Origin of the sequence: Leifsonia sp. T36S-04, from assembly GCF_042465655.1 — a bacterium.
Lineage (GTDB): Bacteria > Actinomycetota > Actinomycetes > Actinomycetales > Microbacteriaceae > Leifsonia.
Genome location: NZ_CP146286.1, coordinates 3,117,163 through 3,133,009, shown reverse-complemented (window position 1 = coordinate 3,133,009; position 15,847 = coordinate 3,117,163). Strand labels below are relative to the sequence as shown.

18 protein-coding genes are annotated in these 15,847 nt (G+C 69.0%); 8 read left to right on the top strand and 10 right to left on the bottom strand.

Going from position 1 to position 15,847, the window contains the following annotated elements; all coding sequences use genetic code 11:
• Positions 1-11 precede the first annotated feature (11 nt).
• Positions 12-1,310: an MFS transporter gene (locus P3F85_RS15270; protein ID WP_374008699.1), complete on the bottom strand. Its 1,299-nt coding sequence runs from the start codon at positions 1,308-1,310 to the stop codon at positions 12-14.
• A 5-nt stretch (positions 1,311-1,315) separates the two neighbouring features.
• The gene (locus tag P3F85_RS15265; RefSeq protein ID WP_374008698.1) at positions 1,316-1,747 is read right to left on the bottom strand and encodes a MarR family winged helix-turn-helix transcriptional regulator; all 432 of its coding nucleotides are present in this window, start codon (positions 1,745-1,747) and stop codon (positions 1,316-1,318) included.
• Between the two features lie 72 nt (positions 1,748-1,819).
• Between P3F85_RS15265 and P3F85_RS15260 the strand changes: the two genes are divergently transcribed.
• Together P3F85_RS15260 and P3F85_RS15255 are read left to right on the top strand one after the other, a co-directional pair.
• Positions 1,820-2,695, top strand: coding sequence for an alpha/beta fold hydrolase (locus P3F85_RS15260; RefSeq protein WP_374008697.1), 876 nt, complete (start codon positions 1,820-1,822; stop codon positions 2,693-2,695).
• 41 nt (positions 2,696-2,736) lie between these two features.
• The gene (locus tag P3F85_RS15255) at positions 2,737-3,786 is read left to right on the top strand and encodes a biotin/lipoate A/B protein ligase family protein (protein ID WP_374008696.1); all 1,050 of its coding nucleotides are present in this window, start codon (positions 2,737-2,739) and stop codon (positions 3,784-3,786) included.
• On the opposite strand, the gene P3F85_RS15250 is transcribed toward P3F85_RS15255, so the two are convergent.
• Genes P3F85_RS15250 through P3F85_RS15230 form a run of 5 tightly spaced genes read right to left on the bottom strand, consistent with a single transcriptional unit; the run spans position 3,771 to position 8,812 of the window.
• On the bottom strand, positions 3,771-4,934 hold the full coding sequence (locus P3F85_RS15250; RefSeq protein WP_374008695.1) for a glycerate kinase: 1,164 nt from the start codon (positions 4,932-4,934) through the stop codon (positions 3,771-3,773). The genes P3F85_RS15255 and P3F85_RS15250 overlap by 16 nt on opposite strands.
• Positions 4,931-5,689: a ThuA domain-containing protein gene (locus tag P3F85_RS15245; RefSeq protein WP_374008694.1), complete on the bottom strand. Its 759-nt coding sequence runs from the start codon at positions 5,687-5,689 to the stop codon at positions 4,931-4,933. The genes P3F85_RS15250 and P3F85_RS15245 overlap by 4 nt, the downstream gene beginning before the upstream one ends.
• Positions 5,689-6,966 (bottom strand): hypothetical protein, encoded by a 1,278-nt coding sequence (locus P3F85_RS15240; protein ID WP_374008693.1) that lies wholly within the window; start codon positions 6,964-6,966, stop codon positions 5,689-5,691. The genes P3F85_RS15245 and P3F85_RS15240 overlap by 1 nt, the downstream gene beginning before the upstream one ends.
• Complete coding sequence (locus P3F85_RS15235) at positions 6,963-7,760, bottom strand: sugar phosphate isomerase/epimerase family protein (RefSeq protein WP_374008692.1); 798 nt, start codon at positions 7,758-7,760, stop codon at positions 6,963-6,965. Before P3F85_RS15235 ends, P3F85_RS15240 begins: the two co-directional genes overlap by 4 nt.
• Positions 7,760-8,812, bottom strand: a complete 1,053-nt coding sequence (locus P3F85_RS15230) for a zinc-binding alcohol dehydrogenase (RefSeq protein ID WP_374008691.1) — start codon at positions 8,810-8,812, stop codon at positions 7,760-7,762. Before P3F85_RS15230 ends, P3F85_RS15235 begins: the two co-directional genes overlap by 1 nt.
• Positions 8,813-8,938: 126 nt before the next feature.
• On the opposite strand from P3F85_RS15230, the gene P3F85_RS15225 reads away from it, so the two are divergent.
• The 5 genes from P3F85_RS15225 to P3F85_RS15205 all read left to right on the top strand — a co-directional run bounded on the left by P3F85_RS15225 (position 8,939) and on the right by P3F85_RS15205 (position 13,820).
• Positions 8,939-10,342 (top strand): ABC transporter substrate-binding protein, encoded by a 1,404-nt coding sequence (locus P3F85_RS15225; protein ID WP_374008690.1) that lies wholly within the window; start codon positions 8,939-8,941, stop codon positions 10,340-10,342.
• Between the two features lie 4 nt (positions 10,343-10,346).
• A complete protein-coding gene (locus tag P3F85_RS15220) occupies positions 10,347-11,306 on the top strand; it encodes a carbohydrate ABC transporter permease (protein WP_374008689.1) in 960 nt (319 codons plus the stop codon).
• Positions 11,303-12,169, top strand: a complete 867-nt coding sequence (locus P3F85_RS15215) for a carbohydrate ABC transporter permease (RefSeq protein ID WP_374008688.1) — start codon at positions 11,303-11,305, stop codon at positions 12,167-12,169. The genes P3F85_RS15220 and P3F85_RS15215 overlap by 4 nt, the downstream gene beginning before the upstream one ends.
• A 68-nt stretch (positions 12,170-12,237) precedes the next feature.
• Positions 12,238-13,386: an ROK family transcriptional regulator gene (locus tag P3F85_RS15210; RefSeq protein WP_374008687.1), complete on the top strand. Its 1,149-nt coding sequence runs from the start codon at positions 12,238-12,240 to the stop codon at positions 13,384-13,386.
• A gap of 62 nt (positions 13,387-13,448) precedes the next feature.
• Complete coding sequence (locus P3F85_RS15205; protein WP_374008686.1) at positions 13,449-13,820, top strand: hypothetical protein; 372 nt, start codon at positions 13,449-13,451, stop codon at positions 13,818-13,820.
• Here P3F85_RS15205 and P3F85_RS15200 read toward each other — a convergent pair.
• From P3F85_RS15200 to P3F85_RS15190, 3 genes are read right to left on the bottom strand one after another with little or no spacing between them, the layout of a single operon-like run.
• Entirely contained in the window at positions 13,780-14,064 is a 285-nt protein-coding gene (locus tag P3F85_RS15200; protein ID WP_374008685.1) for a GNAT family N-acetyltransferase, read from the bottom strand. The two genes, P3F85_RS15205 and P3F85_RS15200, sit on opposite strands and share 41 nt — an antisense overlap.
• 53 nt (positions 14,065-14,117) lie before the next feature.
• A complete protein-coding gene (locus P3F85_RS15195) occupies positions 14,118-14,342 on the bottom strand; it encodes a hypothetical protein (RefSeq protein WP_374008684.1) in 225 nt (74 codons plus the stop codon).
• Positions 14,343-14,398: 56 nt separating this feature from the next.
• The gene (locus P3F85_RS15190) at positions 14,399-14,569 is read right to left on the bottom strand and encodes a hypothetical protein (RefSeq protein WP_374008683.1); all 171 of its coding nucleotides are present in this window, start codon (positions 14,567-14,569) and stop codon (positions 14,399-14,401) included.
• 152 nt (positions 14,570-14,721) lie between these two features.
• Between P3F85_RS15190 and P3F85_RS15185 the strand changes: the two genes are divergently transcribed.
• Positions 14,722-15,840: a S1C family serine protease gene (locus P3F85_RS15185; RefSeq protein WP_374008682.1), complete on the top strand. Its 1,119-nt coding sequence runs from the start codon at positions 14,722-14,724 to the stop codon at positions 15,838-15,840.
• The last annotated feature ends 7 nt before the right edge of the window (positions 15,841-15,847 follow it).

Sequence of the window (15,847 nt, the reverse complement as noted above, 5' to 3'; positions counted from 1 at the left end):
GTATCGCACCCTCAGGAGGCGCGGGCGGCGGTGGCTTCGGCCTCTTCGAGTTCTTCGCGCGCCAGCTCGCGCGGCGCGAGCACGACGCGGGGACGCATCCCCGCGAACCGCACCCGGAGGCCGCGGTACTTCACGAGGTAGAAGACGCCGACCAGTGCGGCCGCGAAGCCGGACGCGGCACCCACGCCCAGCGCCCAGCGCGGGCCGAACGTGTCGGCGACCCAGCCGACGACGGGCGCGCCGATCGGGGTTCCGCCCATGAAGATCGCCATGTAGATGGCCATGACGCGTCCGCGCAGCATCGGGTCGGTCGTCATCTGGACGGTGCCGTTAGCCGTCGTCATCAGCGTCTGCGACGAGATGCCGATGACGATCAGCGCGATCGCGAAGAGCCAGTAGGTGGGCATGACGGCGGCCAGGGCGCACCCGAAGCCGAAGAATGCGGCTCCCGCGAACAGCAGCGAGACCCGTGGGCGGTCGCGGCGGGCCGACAGCAGCGCGCCGACGACCGACCCGATCGCCATGATGGACGATAGGAGGCCGTACTCGCCCGCGCCCTGATGGAAGACGCTCACCGACATGGTCGAGATGAAGATCGGGAAGTTGAGGCCGAAGGTGCCGATCAGGAACACCATGACCAGGATGACGATGATGTCGGGGCGCGTGCGCACGTAGCGGAAACCGTCGACGAGACCGCCGCGCGTCCGCTTGGCCCGCTCCGCCCGGTACAGCTGCTCGCGCCGGAGCAGGGCGAGTGAGAGCAGGACCGCTCCGAACGTCGCTGCATTGATGAGGAACACCCAGCCCGCGCCGACCACTGCCACCAGCAGCCCGGCGACCGCCGGCCCGATGAGCCGCGCGACGTTGAAGGACGCGGAGTTGAGCGCCACGGCGTTGGAGAGGTTGGGGCTGGCGACGAGTTCGGAGACGAACGTCTGACGAGCGGGCGCGTCGAATGCTGCGACGACGCCGAGCAGTGCCGCGAACAGGTAGACCTGCCAGAGCTGAACCGCACCCGTGACCGTGAGGAGGCCCAACCCGAGGCCGAGAGCGCCCATTCCGGCCTGCGTGGCCATCAGCAGCTTGCGCCGGTCGAGGTGGTCGGCCGCCCAGCCTGTCACCGGGAGCAGCAGCAGCTGCGGCGCGAACTGCAGCGCCATCACCAGTCCGACGGCGGACGCGTTGTTGTGGGTGAGCTGGGTCAGGACGATCCAGTCCTGGGCCGTGCGCTGCATCCACGTGCCGACGTTCGAGACGATCGCGCCGCCCGCCCAGATGCGGTAGTTGACCCCCGCGAGGGAGCGGAACATGGCACTCACGAGTCGGCGAGCTGCCGCATGATCCTGGCGGCTTCGGCGAGGGTGGAACGCTCTTCGGGAGTCAGCGCGTCGAGCCGCTGGTGGAGCCAGGCGTCCCGTCGCCTGCGGGTCTCGGCGACCAGCTCGGTGCCGCGATCGGTGGGGACGACGACGACCTTGCGGCCGTCGCCCGCATCCGAGGTGCGCTCGACGTAGCCGGCCTCCTCGAGGCGGTTGACCGTGCGGTTCATCGACGGCGGCTTGACGCGCTCGAACTCGCTGAGGCGGCCGATGGTGGCGGAACCCTCGCGCACCAGATAGCCGAGCGTTGCGGTCTGCGAGTCGCTCAGCTCGTCGTCCTCCTTCTCGGCGCGCAGGCGCCGCGACAGCCGGGCCACCGCGACGCGGAGGGCGCCGCTGAGGTCGTGAGTCGACAGTCGCTTCTTCATACATAGTTAGCCTAACAAATTAGACTGGCTAACCAAACCCCCTTCGCTGCCGGCGTACGCGAGAATGAGCCGGTGCAGAGCCAACAGGGCCGGACGTTCGACGACGAGGCCGGCATCCGAATCCACTTCGATGTGTACGCCCCGCCGGAGGCCGACGCAAGACCGGCAGCCGCGATCCAGCTGGCTCACGGCGTCGGCGAGCATGCGGGACGGTACCGCGCGCTCGGCGAGCATCTCGCCGCCGCGGGCTTCCTCGTCTACGCCGACGACCATCTCGGCCACGGGCGCACAGGTCTCGAGCAGTGGGAGGGGGATTCCGGCAGGCTCGGACGGCTCGGGCCCGGCGGACTCCGCGCGGCGGTGCGCGACGTTCACGCCTTCAGCGACGTGATCCGGAGCGAGAACCCGGACCTGCCACTGGTCTTCGTCGGCCACAGCTGGGGCTCCCTCATCGGTCAGCTCCTGCTCAACCGGCACAGCGACGAGTACGACGCGATGGTGCTGTCGGGCACGGCATACCGGATGCTCGGGTCCATGAACGGCGGTGATCTGAACAAGAGATTCGTCCGGCTCGGCACCACCGGCGCGGAATGGCTCAGCCGCGACCCCGCAGTCGCCCGCGCCTTCGTGGATGACCCGCTGACCACGCTCACGCCGCTGCAGAAGCTCTTCGGGATCCGGGACGCCGCTCGCCTGCTCGGCCGGCCGGCACGGAGCCTTCCGCACGACCTGCCGGTTCTGATCCAGGTCGGCTCCGACGACCCGCTCGGCGGTCCGGTCAGCGCGGGACGGCTGGAGGCGGCCTTCCGGGCGAGGTCGGGGCTCACGGACGTGACGACGATCGTCTACGACGGCGCCCGGCACGAGGTCTTCAACGAGACGAACCGCGCGGAAGTGTTCGCCGACCTGACCTCGTGGCTCGTCGAGCACTTTCCGGCCCGCACCTGACGTGCTGACGGGCCGCCGCTCAGCGGTCCTAGGCTGAAGCCATGCATGGTGAGTACAAGGTCCCCGGTGGCAAGCTCGTCGTGGTCGATCTGGAGGTGGTCGACGGCGCGATCTCGGACTTCCAGCTCGCCGGCGACTTCTTCCTGGAGCCCGACACGGCTCTGGAGGCCATCAACGCGGCCGTGAACGGGCTGCCCGCCGAGGCGGATGCCAAGACCATCGCCGCAGCCGTCAAGGACGCCCTTCCGCAGGGTGCCAGCCTGCTCGGGTTCTCGCCCGAGGCGGTGGCCGTGACGGTTCGCCGGGCTCTGGCGAAGGCCACCAGCTGGCGCGATTACGACTGGCAGATCGTGCACGCTAAGGCGGTCTCGCCCCAAATGCACCTGGCTCTGGATGAGGTGCTCACGAACGAGGTCGGCGAGGGTCGCCGCGGCCCGACGCTCCGCATCTGGGAGTGGGAGCAGCCCGCGGTCGTCATCGGCAGCTTCCAGTCGGTCAAGAACGAGGTGGATCCCGAGAACGCCGCGAAGTACGGCATCCAGGTGGTCCGGCGCATCACCGGCGGCGGAGCCATGTTCATGGAGGCCGGATCCGTCGTCACCTACTCGATCTACGCTCCCGCCGACCTGGTGCAGGGGATGAGCTTCGCCGACAGCTACGCCTTCCTCGACGAGTGGGCGATCATCGCCCTCAAGTCGCTGGGCATCGATGCGTCGTACCAGCCGCTCAACGACATCACGAGTCCCTCCGGCAAGATCGGCGGCGCCGCGCAGAAGCGTCTCGGCTCCGGGGCCGTGCTGCACCACGTGACCATGAGCTACGACATGGACGGCCAGAAGATGACGGAGGTCCTCCGCATCGGGCGCGAGAAGATCAGCGACAAGGGCATCACGAGCGCGGCCAAGCGCGTCGACCCGCTGCGCAGCCAGACCGGCCTGAGTCGCGCCGAGATCATCGACCAGATGAAGCTCACCTTCACCAGCCTCTACGGTGCCACCGAGGGCGATCTCACGGACGCCGAGTATGCGGCGGCCGAGAAGCTGGTGGCCGAGAAGTTCGACACGGACGAGTGGCTCTACCGGGTGCCGTGACCCGGGGTATCGCCCGGGTTTCCGCGCCAGCGGGTGGCCAGGACCTCACCGGCCCGGCGCGCCCACCGTGGGGTGTCGGCAACAGAGGCCTCGGCCGAGCCGGCGAGTGATGTCAGCTCGGCGCGGTCGGTGAAGCCGGCGGGTTCGATCGTCACCAGTCCCGCGACGAGTGCGACCGGCACGCCCGCGTCGCGCGCGACCTCGGCGACGTGCGCGGCCACTTTCCCCTCGCCGGTCTGCTCGTCGTAGCGCCCTTCGCCGGTGATCACCAGGTCGGCATGCGCCACCGACTCGGGAAGCCCGAGCTGAGCGGCCACCTCATCCGCGCCGGCCGTGATGGTCGCGCCCCACAGGGTGAGGCCGAACCCCGTCCCCCCTGCCGCCCCCGCGCCCGGTCGCGAACTCAGGCGGTGTGCTTCCGGAGCATGCTCGGACAGCAGGTCGACGAAGTGAGCCAGATTGCGGTCCATGAGCTCGACGTCCTCTGGCGACGCCCCTTTCTGAGGCCCGAAGACGCGGGCCGCTCCGCGCTCGCCCAGGAGGGGGCTTCGCACATCGGTGAGCAGGACGACGCCTCCCTCGGGCAGCGGGCGGAGGCCGCTCAGGTCGACCGCCTGGATCGCCGCCAGCCCCGCATTGCCGTCCGCGACATCCACCCCCGCCCGGCTCGTGAAGCGTGCGCCGAGGGCGACGAGTGCGCCGGCCCCGCCATCGGTGGTCGCGCTGCCGCCGAGACCGACCAGTACGCGAGACACGCCCTCGTCGAGGACGGCACCGATGGCCTGCCCGAGGCCGCGGGTGTGCGCGGCAAGCGGGAGCTTCGCAGCGAGCAGCCCGAGCCCGCTGGTCTGCGCGACCTCCACCACGGCCGTTCCGCCCGGTGCATCCGCCGATGCGGGCAGCAGTGCCCAGCGAGCGCTGACCGGGCGTCCATCGGGGCCGTCGACGACGACACGTCGCTCGCGGGCACCGGGCACAGCCGCGAGGAACGCATCCACTGTGCCCTCGCCGCCGTCCGCCATCGGCCGCAGGACGATCTCGTCAGCCGGACGGACGTGCTGCCAGCCCTCGGCGATCGCGCGGGCGACCGCATCGGCAGCGGCGGACCCTTTGAAGGAATCCGGCGCGACGACGATTCGGGAGTTCATGCCCGGGAGGCCGCCGCCTGCGCCCCGATCAGCTCGCCGCGCAGGGGGTGCGAGACGGACGGGATGACGTGCGCGCCGTCGCCGGCCGCCCACCCGGCGGCATTGGCCAGAACGCGTCGCACTCCCGCGTGGAGGTAGACGGGATACTTCTGGTCGCCCGGGCTGAAGTAGAAGACACGGCCGCGGCCGCGCTGGTAGACGAGGCCCGAGCGGAACGCCTCGCCGCCACTGAACGCGCTCACGAACACGGTCTGCTCGGGCTCGGGCACATCGAAGTGCTCGCCGTAGGTCTCGTGCGCATCGATCACGAGAGGTGAGGCTACACCGGCGGTGAGTGGATGGCCGGGTGCGGTGGTCCACACCGCCTCGCGATCGCCATCGTCACGCCAGGCGAGCGAGCACGTCGTGCCCATGAGCCGCGTGAAGATCTTCGAGAAGTGACCGGAGTGGAGGACGACCAGGCCCATCCCGCCGAGCACGTGCCGCTGCACGCGTTCGACGACCTCGTCCGCGACGCGGTCGTGGGCGAGGTGACCCCACCAGAAGAGCACGTCGGTCGCCGCGAGGACGTCCTCGGTGAGTCCGTGCTCCGGCTGGTCGAGGGTGGCGATGCGGACCTCGACCCCAGCGCCGAGGTGCTCGCGCAACGCCGAGGCCACCGCCCCGTGGATGCCGTCCGGATAGAAGGGCATGATGTGCGGCTCGATGACCTCGTGGACGTTCTCGTTCCACACGGTCGCACGGATGGCGGTCATCACGGGGCTCCGATCTTCTGCGACAGGTCCAGAGCGAGCGCGGCAGTCCAGCTGAACCGCCGTGTCCCGCGCGGGTCGGACGAGTACGGGTCGAGGTACTCGGGGAAGTCGTGCTTCAGCGCGCCGTCGTCCATGTTGCGCGACAGCAGCTCCGCCTCGTCGGTGAATCCGCGCTCGTAGAGCGCCTCGGCGATCAGCCACGCCGTGTTGAACCAGGAGGGACCGCGCCAGTACCGCGCCGAGTCGAACGTGGGTGCGGTGAGGTCGTGGCTCGGCACCATGGCGACCTCGCCCAACCGGAAGTGGGGGCCGCGCAGGAGTTCGAGCAGTTCAGCCGTGTGGGGCGACTCCGGGAGCAGGAGAGGAACCAGCCCCGACACCGTGCGGTAGGGCTGGAGTTCGCCGCTCCGCACATCCCGAGCCACGTAGCAGCCCAGCTCGGGCGACCACAGGCGTTCCAGCTGGTGCCCGATGCGACGCGCCTCGGCCTGGTGCGGTTCGGGATCGGCGCCCACGAGCTCTGCGATCGCTGCGAGCGACAGCTCCGACCGCGCCCACAGCGCGTTGAAGGCCGGGTCCTCGAACTGGAACGGGAACTCCGCGTCCGCGTCGTCGCAGTCGTGGTCGCGGTAACGCGCCGCCAGGTAGAGGTACTTGCCGTACTCGCCGTTCGACGGCCTGTGCCCGGCGTCGGCGTGCAGGAGGTCGGGGCGCGGGATCTCGTCGGCGTAGGTCTGCGTCATCCCGTGCAGGCACGCATCCCAATAGGGCGAGTTGTCCATGCCGCTCTCCCAGGGATGCACGACCCGGGCGAGCCCGGAGGCGCCACCCCGGCGGTCGCGCAGGTACTTGTGCCAGCGGACCAGGCGCGGGTACGCCCGCTGCAAGAAGCGGCGGCGGGTCGATTCGGCGGGGTCCGCCTCGTGCACCATGAGCGCGGCCAGAGCGTGGTTGGGCGGCTGGACCAGCCCGGACGTCTCCACGGGCGGCGATCCGGGGATGCGGCTGCTGTGCCAGAAACTCACGCCGGGGGAGTAGCCGTCGTCGTGGCCGGAGTGGAAGACGATCTGCGGCAGCCGGCCGTCGCTCCACTGGGCGCTCAGGATGGTGTCCAGCTCCTGCTGCGCGCGGCGCGGCGACAGGTGACGCAGGCCGATCGCGATGAATGCGGAGTCCCAGCTCCACTGGTGCGGGTAGAGCCCGCCGGCTGGCACGGTGTAACCGCGCCTCCAGTTGCTCAGCAGGACGCGCGCGGCAGCCGGAGCGAGGGCGTTCACAGGTACCGCCGGAGCAGCGGCGGCACCTTCGGCAGCACCGACTCGGCGGGGCCCGAGAGCCGGCTCTCGACGGCGATCGACCGCTCGTAGCCGATGGCCTGGACGGTCGCGCCGAACAGCGCCCAGTCGACGTGACCGGCACCCGGTTCGAGCCGGTTCGAATCGCTGGCCTGGAGGTGGCCGATGTAGGGCGCCACCTCCAGCAGGGCGGCGGCCGGATCGGCCTCCTCGATGTTCATGTGATAGGTGTCGGCGACGATCCGGACCGCGGGGGAGCCGACCTCGCGGAGGAGAGCGGCGGCCCCGGCCATGGTGTTCACCAGGTAGTCCTCGTAGCGGTTGAGCGGCTCCAGGAACAGCTCCACGCCCTCCCGCTCGGCATGCTCGCCGAGTCGGCCGAGCGCATCGATCAGGATGTCGTGATCCTCCGCGGGGGTGCGCGGCGGTTCGAACGGAGGCAGGCGCCGCGAGAACATCCCGTACGAGCCGGGCGTCATCACGCCGACTCCTCCGATCTCGGCCATGACGGTGAGCTGCGAGGAGAGCTGCGCGATCGCGTCCTCTCGGAGGTCGCGATCGAAAGCGCCGATGAAGTGCGACATCTCGACGCACGTGGTCGGCATGACCACGCCCGCGGCGGCGGCGCGCTTCAGTTCGGGCAGACGTTCTGCGAAGTGGAAGTCACCGCGGCTGCGCAGCTCGATTCCGTCGAAGCCCCACGCGAGCGCCGCCTCGAACTTCTGCTCGAGCGAATCGCCCGGCAGGTGCTGTTCCTGGACCGTCAGCTGGTTCATCAGAACTCCAGCACCACCTGGAGGGCGGCCGACGGGTCCGTGTCGAGCAGGCGGTAGGCCTCGGCGGCATCCGCGATCCGGTAGCGGTGCGTCACCAGGGAGGCGGCGTCGAGCCGGCCGTCAGCGAGGGCCTCCACCACCGTGCGCTGGAGGCGCGGGACGTCCCAGCGGGCGCGGAGGCGGTTCGGCGCGGAGCCGATCTGCGAGGCGAGGAGCTGGACGCGGTTGTGGTGGAACTCCTCGCCGAGGTGAAGCGGAGTCGCCTCACCCTGGTAGAAGCCGGAGGCCACGACCGTTCCGTCCGCGCCGACTGCCCGCATGGCGGACTGGAGGGCGTGGTAGTTGCCGCTGAGCTCGATCGCGGCGTCGGCGCCCGCGCCGCCCGTGAGTTCACGGAGCGTGAGCGCGAGGGAGTCGTCCGGGGCGAGGGCGTGCGCGGCGCCCCAGCGCGTCGCCGCGTCACGGCGGGAGGCGATGCCGTCGACGGCGAACACGGTCGCGCCGTTGAGCGACGCCAGGCGCGTGGCGAGGAGGCCGATCACTCCCTGGCCGAAGACGACCACCGTGGATCCGACACCGAGGTCCGCGGCGAGGACGCCGTTGAGCGCGATCGCACCGACGCGCACGAAGGCCGCCGCCAGAGGGTCGAGACCCGCGGGAAGAACGTGACCGCGGAGCGCCTCGACGGTCAGGATGCCCTCCGCGCGGTGGCCCCAGATGCCCCATACCCGGTCTCCGACGCGAGGAGCATCGGCGGGGAGCCCGCCCTCGGGCTCGGAGATCTCGACGACCTCGCCCACTTCGGAGTAGCCCCAGCCGTCGAGGGGGTACGCGAGCTGTCCGCTTTCCGCGCCGCCGCGGAACAGTCGCAGTTCCGGGTCCCAGTGGGAGGTCAGGTAGGGATTCGTCCCGCGATACGCCGTGAGTTCGGTGCCGGCGGAAATGCCGGAGTACAGCGTTCGGACCCGTACCTGGCCGGGGGCGAGCTCGGCCCGCGGAACGTCGATCACCTCGACGGTACGCGGGGCGGCGAAGCGGAGAAGGCTGTTCATGCGACCGTCCTTGGTTTCGTGATGGCGACTACATTAGCATCGTGATTGTGCTTCTTGTGTATAGACATTATGCATAAGTTCGATTACTCTCCAAACACACCCACCCCCCAGAGAGGAGACGCGATGATGACGTCGCGCATCACGAAGATCGTCGCCGGTGCGACGCTGTTGGCCGCTGGCGCGGCGACGCTGGCCGGCTGTTCGGGCAGCTCGAACAGCAGCACCGGTGACAAGGGCAAGACCATCACCGTGTGGTCGGAAGAGAACCAGCCGGACCGCGTCAACGCGACCAAGGCGATCATCGACGGCTTCACCAAGAAGACCGGCATCCAGGTCAAACTCGTCCCCGTCGACGAGAACCAGGTGCCCCAGCTGGTCGCCTCCGCCGCGATCTCGGGCAAGCTGCCCGACGTGATGGGGGCCATCCCGCTCTCGCTGGTGCGCCAGCTCGACTCGCAGAAGCTCCTCAACCCGGACTCGGCGGCGAACGTGGTCAAGAACCTGGGGCAGAAGACCTTCGTGGAGTCGGCCCTCGCACTCGACCGCGACGGGGACCGTCAGCTCGCCGTGCCGGACTCGGCCTACGCCCAGATCCTGGTCTACCGGAAGGACCTGTTCGAGAAGGCAGGCCTCACGCCGCCGACCACCTACGCCGACCTCGAGAAGGCAGCGAAGACGCTCACCTCCGGCAGCGACTACGGCATCACCCTCGCGACCGATCCCGCCGACGTCTTCACGTCGCAGACGTTCGAGTCGCTCGCGCTGGGCAACGACTGCCAGCTCGTCGACAGCAGCGGCAAGGTCGGCCTCGACTCGAGCGCGTGCAAGACCACCTGGAACCTCTACGGGTCGCTCGCCCAGAAGTACTCGCCGCAGGGCACCCAGACGGTCGATACCACCCGCGCGACCTACTTCGCGGGACAGGCGGCGATGGTGGACTGGTCCACGTACATCCTCGACGAGCTCGGCGGTCTGCAGAACGACGCACTCCCGACCTGCCCGCAGTGCGCGTCCGACCCGACCTGGCTCGCCAAGAACAGCGGCATCGTGACGTCGATCCAGGGACCGGACGGCAAGAAGGGCGCCACCTACGGTGAAGCGACCTCCTGGCTGGTGACGAAGAAGGCGAACGCCTCCGCGTCCGAGAAGTTCATCGAGTACATGCTGTCCGACGGCTACCTGAAGTGGCTGGGGATGGCGCCGGAGGGCAAGTTCCCGCTGCGCACCGGCACCTCGGCCGACCCGAACGCGTACACCGACGGCTGGAAGAACCTCGAGGCCGGAGTGGACACCAAGAAGAAGCTGTCGGACATCTACGACGCAGCCACGATCGACGCGCTGCTCAAGGTGCCGTCCGAAATCGACCGCTGGGCCATCCCGCAGGGGCAGGGCGCGCTGCTCGGACCCGTCAACACGCAGCTGCCGATCTCCAAGGCGGTTGCGAGCCTCGGTTCCGGATCCAGCCCGAGCGAGGCGGCCACCACCGCGACGGACGCCGTCGAGCAACTGCAGTCGAAGCTGAAGAAGTGACTCCATGACGCAACTGGCACCACCCCCTACGCCGACGAAGGCGGCCCCCACGCGGGGCCGCCCCCGCCGCCGGTCCGGTCTGGCAGGCCGCGACAACCGCGCGGGCCTCGGCATGGTCCTTCCGACCACCATCATCATCCTGGCAATCGTGATCGTGCCGGTGATCTGGAACCTCATTCTGGCCTTCCAGGACACCGACTTCACCAGCATCGCCGAGAACGGGCTCCTCAACTCGTTCACCCTCAACAACTTCGTCGAGGTCTTCACCGATCCCGGCTTCTGGTCTTCGCTGTGGACGACGATCGTCTATTCGGTCTTCTCGACGGCAGGATCCATCGTCGTCGGACTGATCGCGGCGCTGTCGTTCCGCGCACCGTTCCGCGGTCGAGGCGTGGTGCGGTCTCTGATGCTGCTGCCCTACGTCGCGCCCGTGGTCGCGGTCACGTTCGTGTGGCAGATCATGCTGAACTCGCAGTTCGGGATCGTGAACACACTCGGCAAGGAGTGGTTCGGCTGGGAGCATCCCATCGACTTCCTCGGCAAAGCCCCGTACGCGCTGATCACGGTGATCTTCTTCGAGATCTGGCGGTACTTCCCGTTCGCCTTCCTCTTCATCACCGCGCGTCTGGTCGCCCTCCCGCGCGACGTCGAGGAGGCGGCCCTGGTGGACGGGGTCACCCCCTGGCAGAACTTCCGGCACATCGTGTTCCCGCAGCTGCTGCCGGTCATCTCGCTGCTGTCGGTGCTGCGCCTGATCATGACGTTCAACAAGTTCGATGACGTGTACCTGCTGACGGGTGGCGCAGCCGGCACCGAGGTGTCGGCGGTCCGCGTCTACGACACCCTGATCGGAAGTTTCGACATCGGTGGCGCGGCGGCCAACGCCTTCGTGCTCTCGGCCATCCTCGGCGTCTTCCTGTTCGTCTACGTCAAGTTCTTCGCCGGGAAGGGAGACGACGAATGAGCCGGATCGTCGTTCAGAAGCGCACCTTCGGAGCATTGCGCTGGGTCGTCATCGCGGTCCTCGTCGTCGCGACCGTGTTCCCCTTCTACTACATGGTCGAACTGAGCTTCGTCCCGATCGAGCAGGTGCTGCTGCACCCGGACCGGCTGTGGGTGCCGCTGCAGAACATCACGCTGCAGACCTACGCCGAGGTCCTGAAGCCGCAGGAGGACGGCGGCCAGGGCTTCGCGCAGTTCATGCTGAACTCCGCACTCGTCGCCATCGCCGCGGTCATCATCACGCTGATCGTCGCGATCCCCGGATCGTATGCGGTGTCGCGGCTCAACTTCTTCGGCCGCCGCCAGATCAGCTCGCTGTTCCTCGCGGTGTATCTCTTCCCGACGATCATCATCGCCATCCCCCTGTTCGTCGGCTTCTCCGCGCTCGGGATCCGGGAGTCGCTGGTGTCGCTGGTGATCGTCTACATCGCGCAGACCATCCCCGTGTCGATCCACATGCTCCGGTCGTACCTCCGCTCCATCCCGGAGAGCGTGGAAGAGGCGGCGATGGTCGACGGCGCCGGGCGGTTCCGTATCCTGTGGCGGATCACGGTTCCCTTGGCGATGCCATCCATCGTGTCCACCGGGCTCTACGTCTTCATGATCGCCTGGAACGAGTTCCTGTTCGCGCTGCTGTTCCTCGCGGCCGACCGCGACCTGTGGACGGTCTCGCTCGGCCTCTCCCAGCTCTCGAACGGCATCGAAGTGTCGAAGACCGTGCTGATGGCCGGCTCCGTGCTGCTGACCATTCCGATCATCGTGCTCTACGGACTCGCCGAGCGCTCGCTCACCGAGGGCCTCACGAGCGGGGCGGACAAGGGGTGACGGACGAGTCCGGCCGACCTCGTACGATGGGGAGGCGAACGTGGGTCCCCCCGGAGGAAAGGCGGCCGATGAGCTCGGGTCCGGGAGATGTGCTGCAGTTGATCCGCCGCTCCGAGGCCACCACTCGGCGTGACATCCAGCAGGTGACCGGTCTCTCGCGGGTCACGGTCGCTCAGCGCGTCGACGCGCTCATGGATGCGGGGCTGGTGACCGAGGTCGCGGGAGGCGGCGGAGCGACGGGCGGACGACGCCCGGACCGCTTGGCCTTCCACTCGGCGCGCTCGCTGCTCGCCGTCGCCGCGGTCGATACCGCTCACTCCCGGACGGCTCTCACCGACCTCAGCGGCCGCATCCTCGCCACCGACACTCTGGACGTCGCGATCGTCGACGGGCCGAAGACGGTGCTGGATGCGCTCGCCGCATCCATCCGCGGGCTCATCGAGACATCGGGCGACGACCGGAACGTGGTCGGATCGGGGATCTCGGTCCCCGGTCCGGTTGAACCGAAGACCCGGCGCCCGGCGCAGCCGCCGATCATGCCGGGCTGGGACGGATATCCGATCGCCGACCATCTGAGCGAGGCGCTCCCGGTCCCGACATTCGTCGAGAACGACGCGGACGCCATGGCTTTCGGCGAGCAATCGACCAACTTCGGCGACAGCAACTCGGTCTGCCTGGTGAAGGTCTCGACGGGTATCGGCTCGGGGCTGGTCATCAACGGCTCGGTGTACCACGGCATCGACGGCGGAGCGGGCGACATCGGTCACATCCGGCTCGCCGGTGAGGATGCGATCTGCCAGTGCGGATCGCGCGGCTGCCTGGCGGCGGTCGCGAGCGGCCGTGCCGTCGCCATGACCCTCGCCGAGCGGGGTTTCCCCGCGACCTCCGGCCGCGACGTCCACCGTCTGCTGCGCGCCGGGAACGTCGAGGCGCTCGCTCTCACGCACGAGGCCGGCCGCAGGATCGGCGAGGTGATGGCGACGGTGGTGTCCATGATCAACCCGGGCGTGCTCGTCGTCAGCGGTGACCTGGCCTCCAATGAGCTCCTGGGCGGCCTGCGCGAGACCCTGTACCCGCGGTCGCTCCCTCGGGCCACCCGCAATCTCGACATCCGGCTCGGCCAGCTCGGCGAGGACGCCGGACTGATCGGAATGGCGCGCATCGTGACGGATGCGCTCTATTCAGCCGAGGCGATCAACCACCAGTTCGCACTCTGACCGGAGGGCGCTCCTGGGCCGCTCCACAGGTCCTCCACAGCTCCTCCGCTACCCTGGAGGGCGTGAATTGGTGGGTCGTGGGCATTGTGGCGGCGTTCGTCGCCGTCATCGCGGTCGCTGTGAAGCTCGGCTGGATCGATCTCTCCAACAAGGCCAACCGCGGCTCCGGGACCATGAGCGGCGCCATCGGCGGATCACTCGACGAGGTGTTCGCGCCCGCCCGCCACGAAGCGCAGCAGGAGATGGACCGCCAGTCGCTGCTGCCCGCTCCGGCGCCGCTGCCCGGTGACCGCGGCGACGGCGGCTGGGAGGGCGGAAAGATCACGCTCGACCTCGGTGTCGCCGGTCACGGCCAGCGGGTGCCAGGGCGTGAGCCGAACGAGGACGGCCGTTCTACCGCGTCAGCAGGTCCGCGTAGTCGGGACGCTCGCTGATCCAGCTCCGCACGTAGGGGCAGGAGGCGACCACCCGGAGGTCGGAGTGAGCGCGCACGTCGTCGAGCGCCGTGCGCACGAGCGTCGAGGCCATGCCCTTCTCCCGCTTGGCCTCATCGACCTCGGTGTGGGTGAACACGATCGCGTCGTCCTGCATGTGGTACTCGGCGACGCCGATCGGCTCGCCGTCCTGGAGGAGGGCGTAGCGGGATCGATCGGGCTGGTTCTCGACGCTCAGGCTCATGCGCCAACGCTACCCGGCCCTGTGAAGTGATCGGGGGCGGTCGAGGTGGGGGTTCAGAGGTGGGGCTGGTACGGCGCCCAGGTCTCGAGGTCGTACTCGAGTTCGATTCCGGAGTAGAGCCGCACCACCCAGCGGCGCGAGTCGCCGCCGGCGAACTGGCCGGTGACGGTCTCCGTCACCCAGTCGCCGTCGGGATCGCGGCTCCAACGGACGAGTCCCACGTGCTCGCGGAGTCGCGGCGCGTGAGGGGGGTGCAGGTAGTCGTTGTCGTTGAGCATCAGCTGCCTCCTTGCGCGCATCGTGCACCGGATGCCCGCGTCGGTGCACTAGGGACTTATATGCCCTCCTCCACCGCTTCCAGGGGCCACTCCAGCTCGACGCCCGAACGCAACCGAACGCAGACGACGCTCCCCATCAGGTCGACGCGTTCCACTTCGGGATCGTTGAACGCACGGACCCACGCCAGAAGCCGGGGGTCCGGCACCGACTCCGGTTCGTCGTTCATCTGACCACCTCATCCCAGCGAAGCGAGGGTCACCTGGGATCAGCTTGGCGGCAGAAAGGCCACTTGGCTAGATGTTTTCGGGCCCCGAAAGTGTCTAGCCAACGAGGGTGCCGGCGCTCACCATGGCGAGCAAAGGGGAAGAGGGGGGAACCATGACGTCACCAGATGGGCGCCCGCAGCGCACGCCCGGACGCTTTCCGGTGTGGGCGATCGTGCTGCTGGCCGTGCTCGCGGCAGTGGTCCTGATCGGTGCCGGGACGCTGGGCGGGCTTGCGATCCGGTCGGCCGGCACACTGGGCGCGCTGACCGCTTCGCGAGTTGCGAGCGCCCCCTCCCCGTCGGTGTGCAACGCCGAGCAGGTCGCGAGCGACGTGCTCCCCACCATCGTCACCATCGGCGTCGTAGCGGGCGATGGATCGGGTGGCACAGGCAGCGGTGAAGTGATCACCTCGGACGGGTACATCCTCACCAACAACCACGTCATCGCGCCTGCGGCGGACGGCGCCGAGATCACCGTCCTCTACAGCGACGGCACGACGCACCCCGCGAAGCTGGTGGGCCGTTCGGAGCGAGCGGATGTGGCCGTCGTGAAAGTCGACGCGACCGATCTGCCGGTCATCCAGCAGGGCGACTCGGCGTCGCTGAAGGTCGGGCAGCCGGTGGTGGCGCTGGGTGCGCCGCTCGGGCTCTCCAGCACGGTGACGACCGGAGTCGTCAGCGCCCTCGGCCGAACGGTCCCGGTGCAAGGGGACGGCGACCGGAATGCGGTGCTCGCGAACGCCATCCAGACCGACGCGTCGATCAACCCCGGAAACTCGGGAGGCGCGCTGGTCGACTGCGACGGCCGCCTGGTCGGTGTGAACTCGGCCATCGCGACGGTCCCCAGCGCCTCCGGCGTTGCGGGAGGCGGCAGTGTCGGGATCGGGTTCGCGATCCCCCAGGCGGTCGCCATGCCGATCGCCCAGCAGATCATCGACACGGGCAAGGTCACGTACCCGACGTTCGGGATCGGTATCGCGCCGATCCAGTCGGGCCAGAACGGCAGCGAGCAGACGGGCCTCTACGTTCAGACGGTGACACCCGGCGGTCCAGCAGCGGATGCCGGAATCGAGCCGGGCGACATCATCACGAAAGTCGACGGCAAACCGGTCGGAAGCATCGACGACCTGACGGCCATCCAGCTGACCCACAAGCCCGGCGACCAGGTCACGGTCACGTACGAGAGGGACGGGAGCACGCAGACGACGGACGTGACGCTGGGCAACGGGTAGGTTAGGG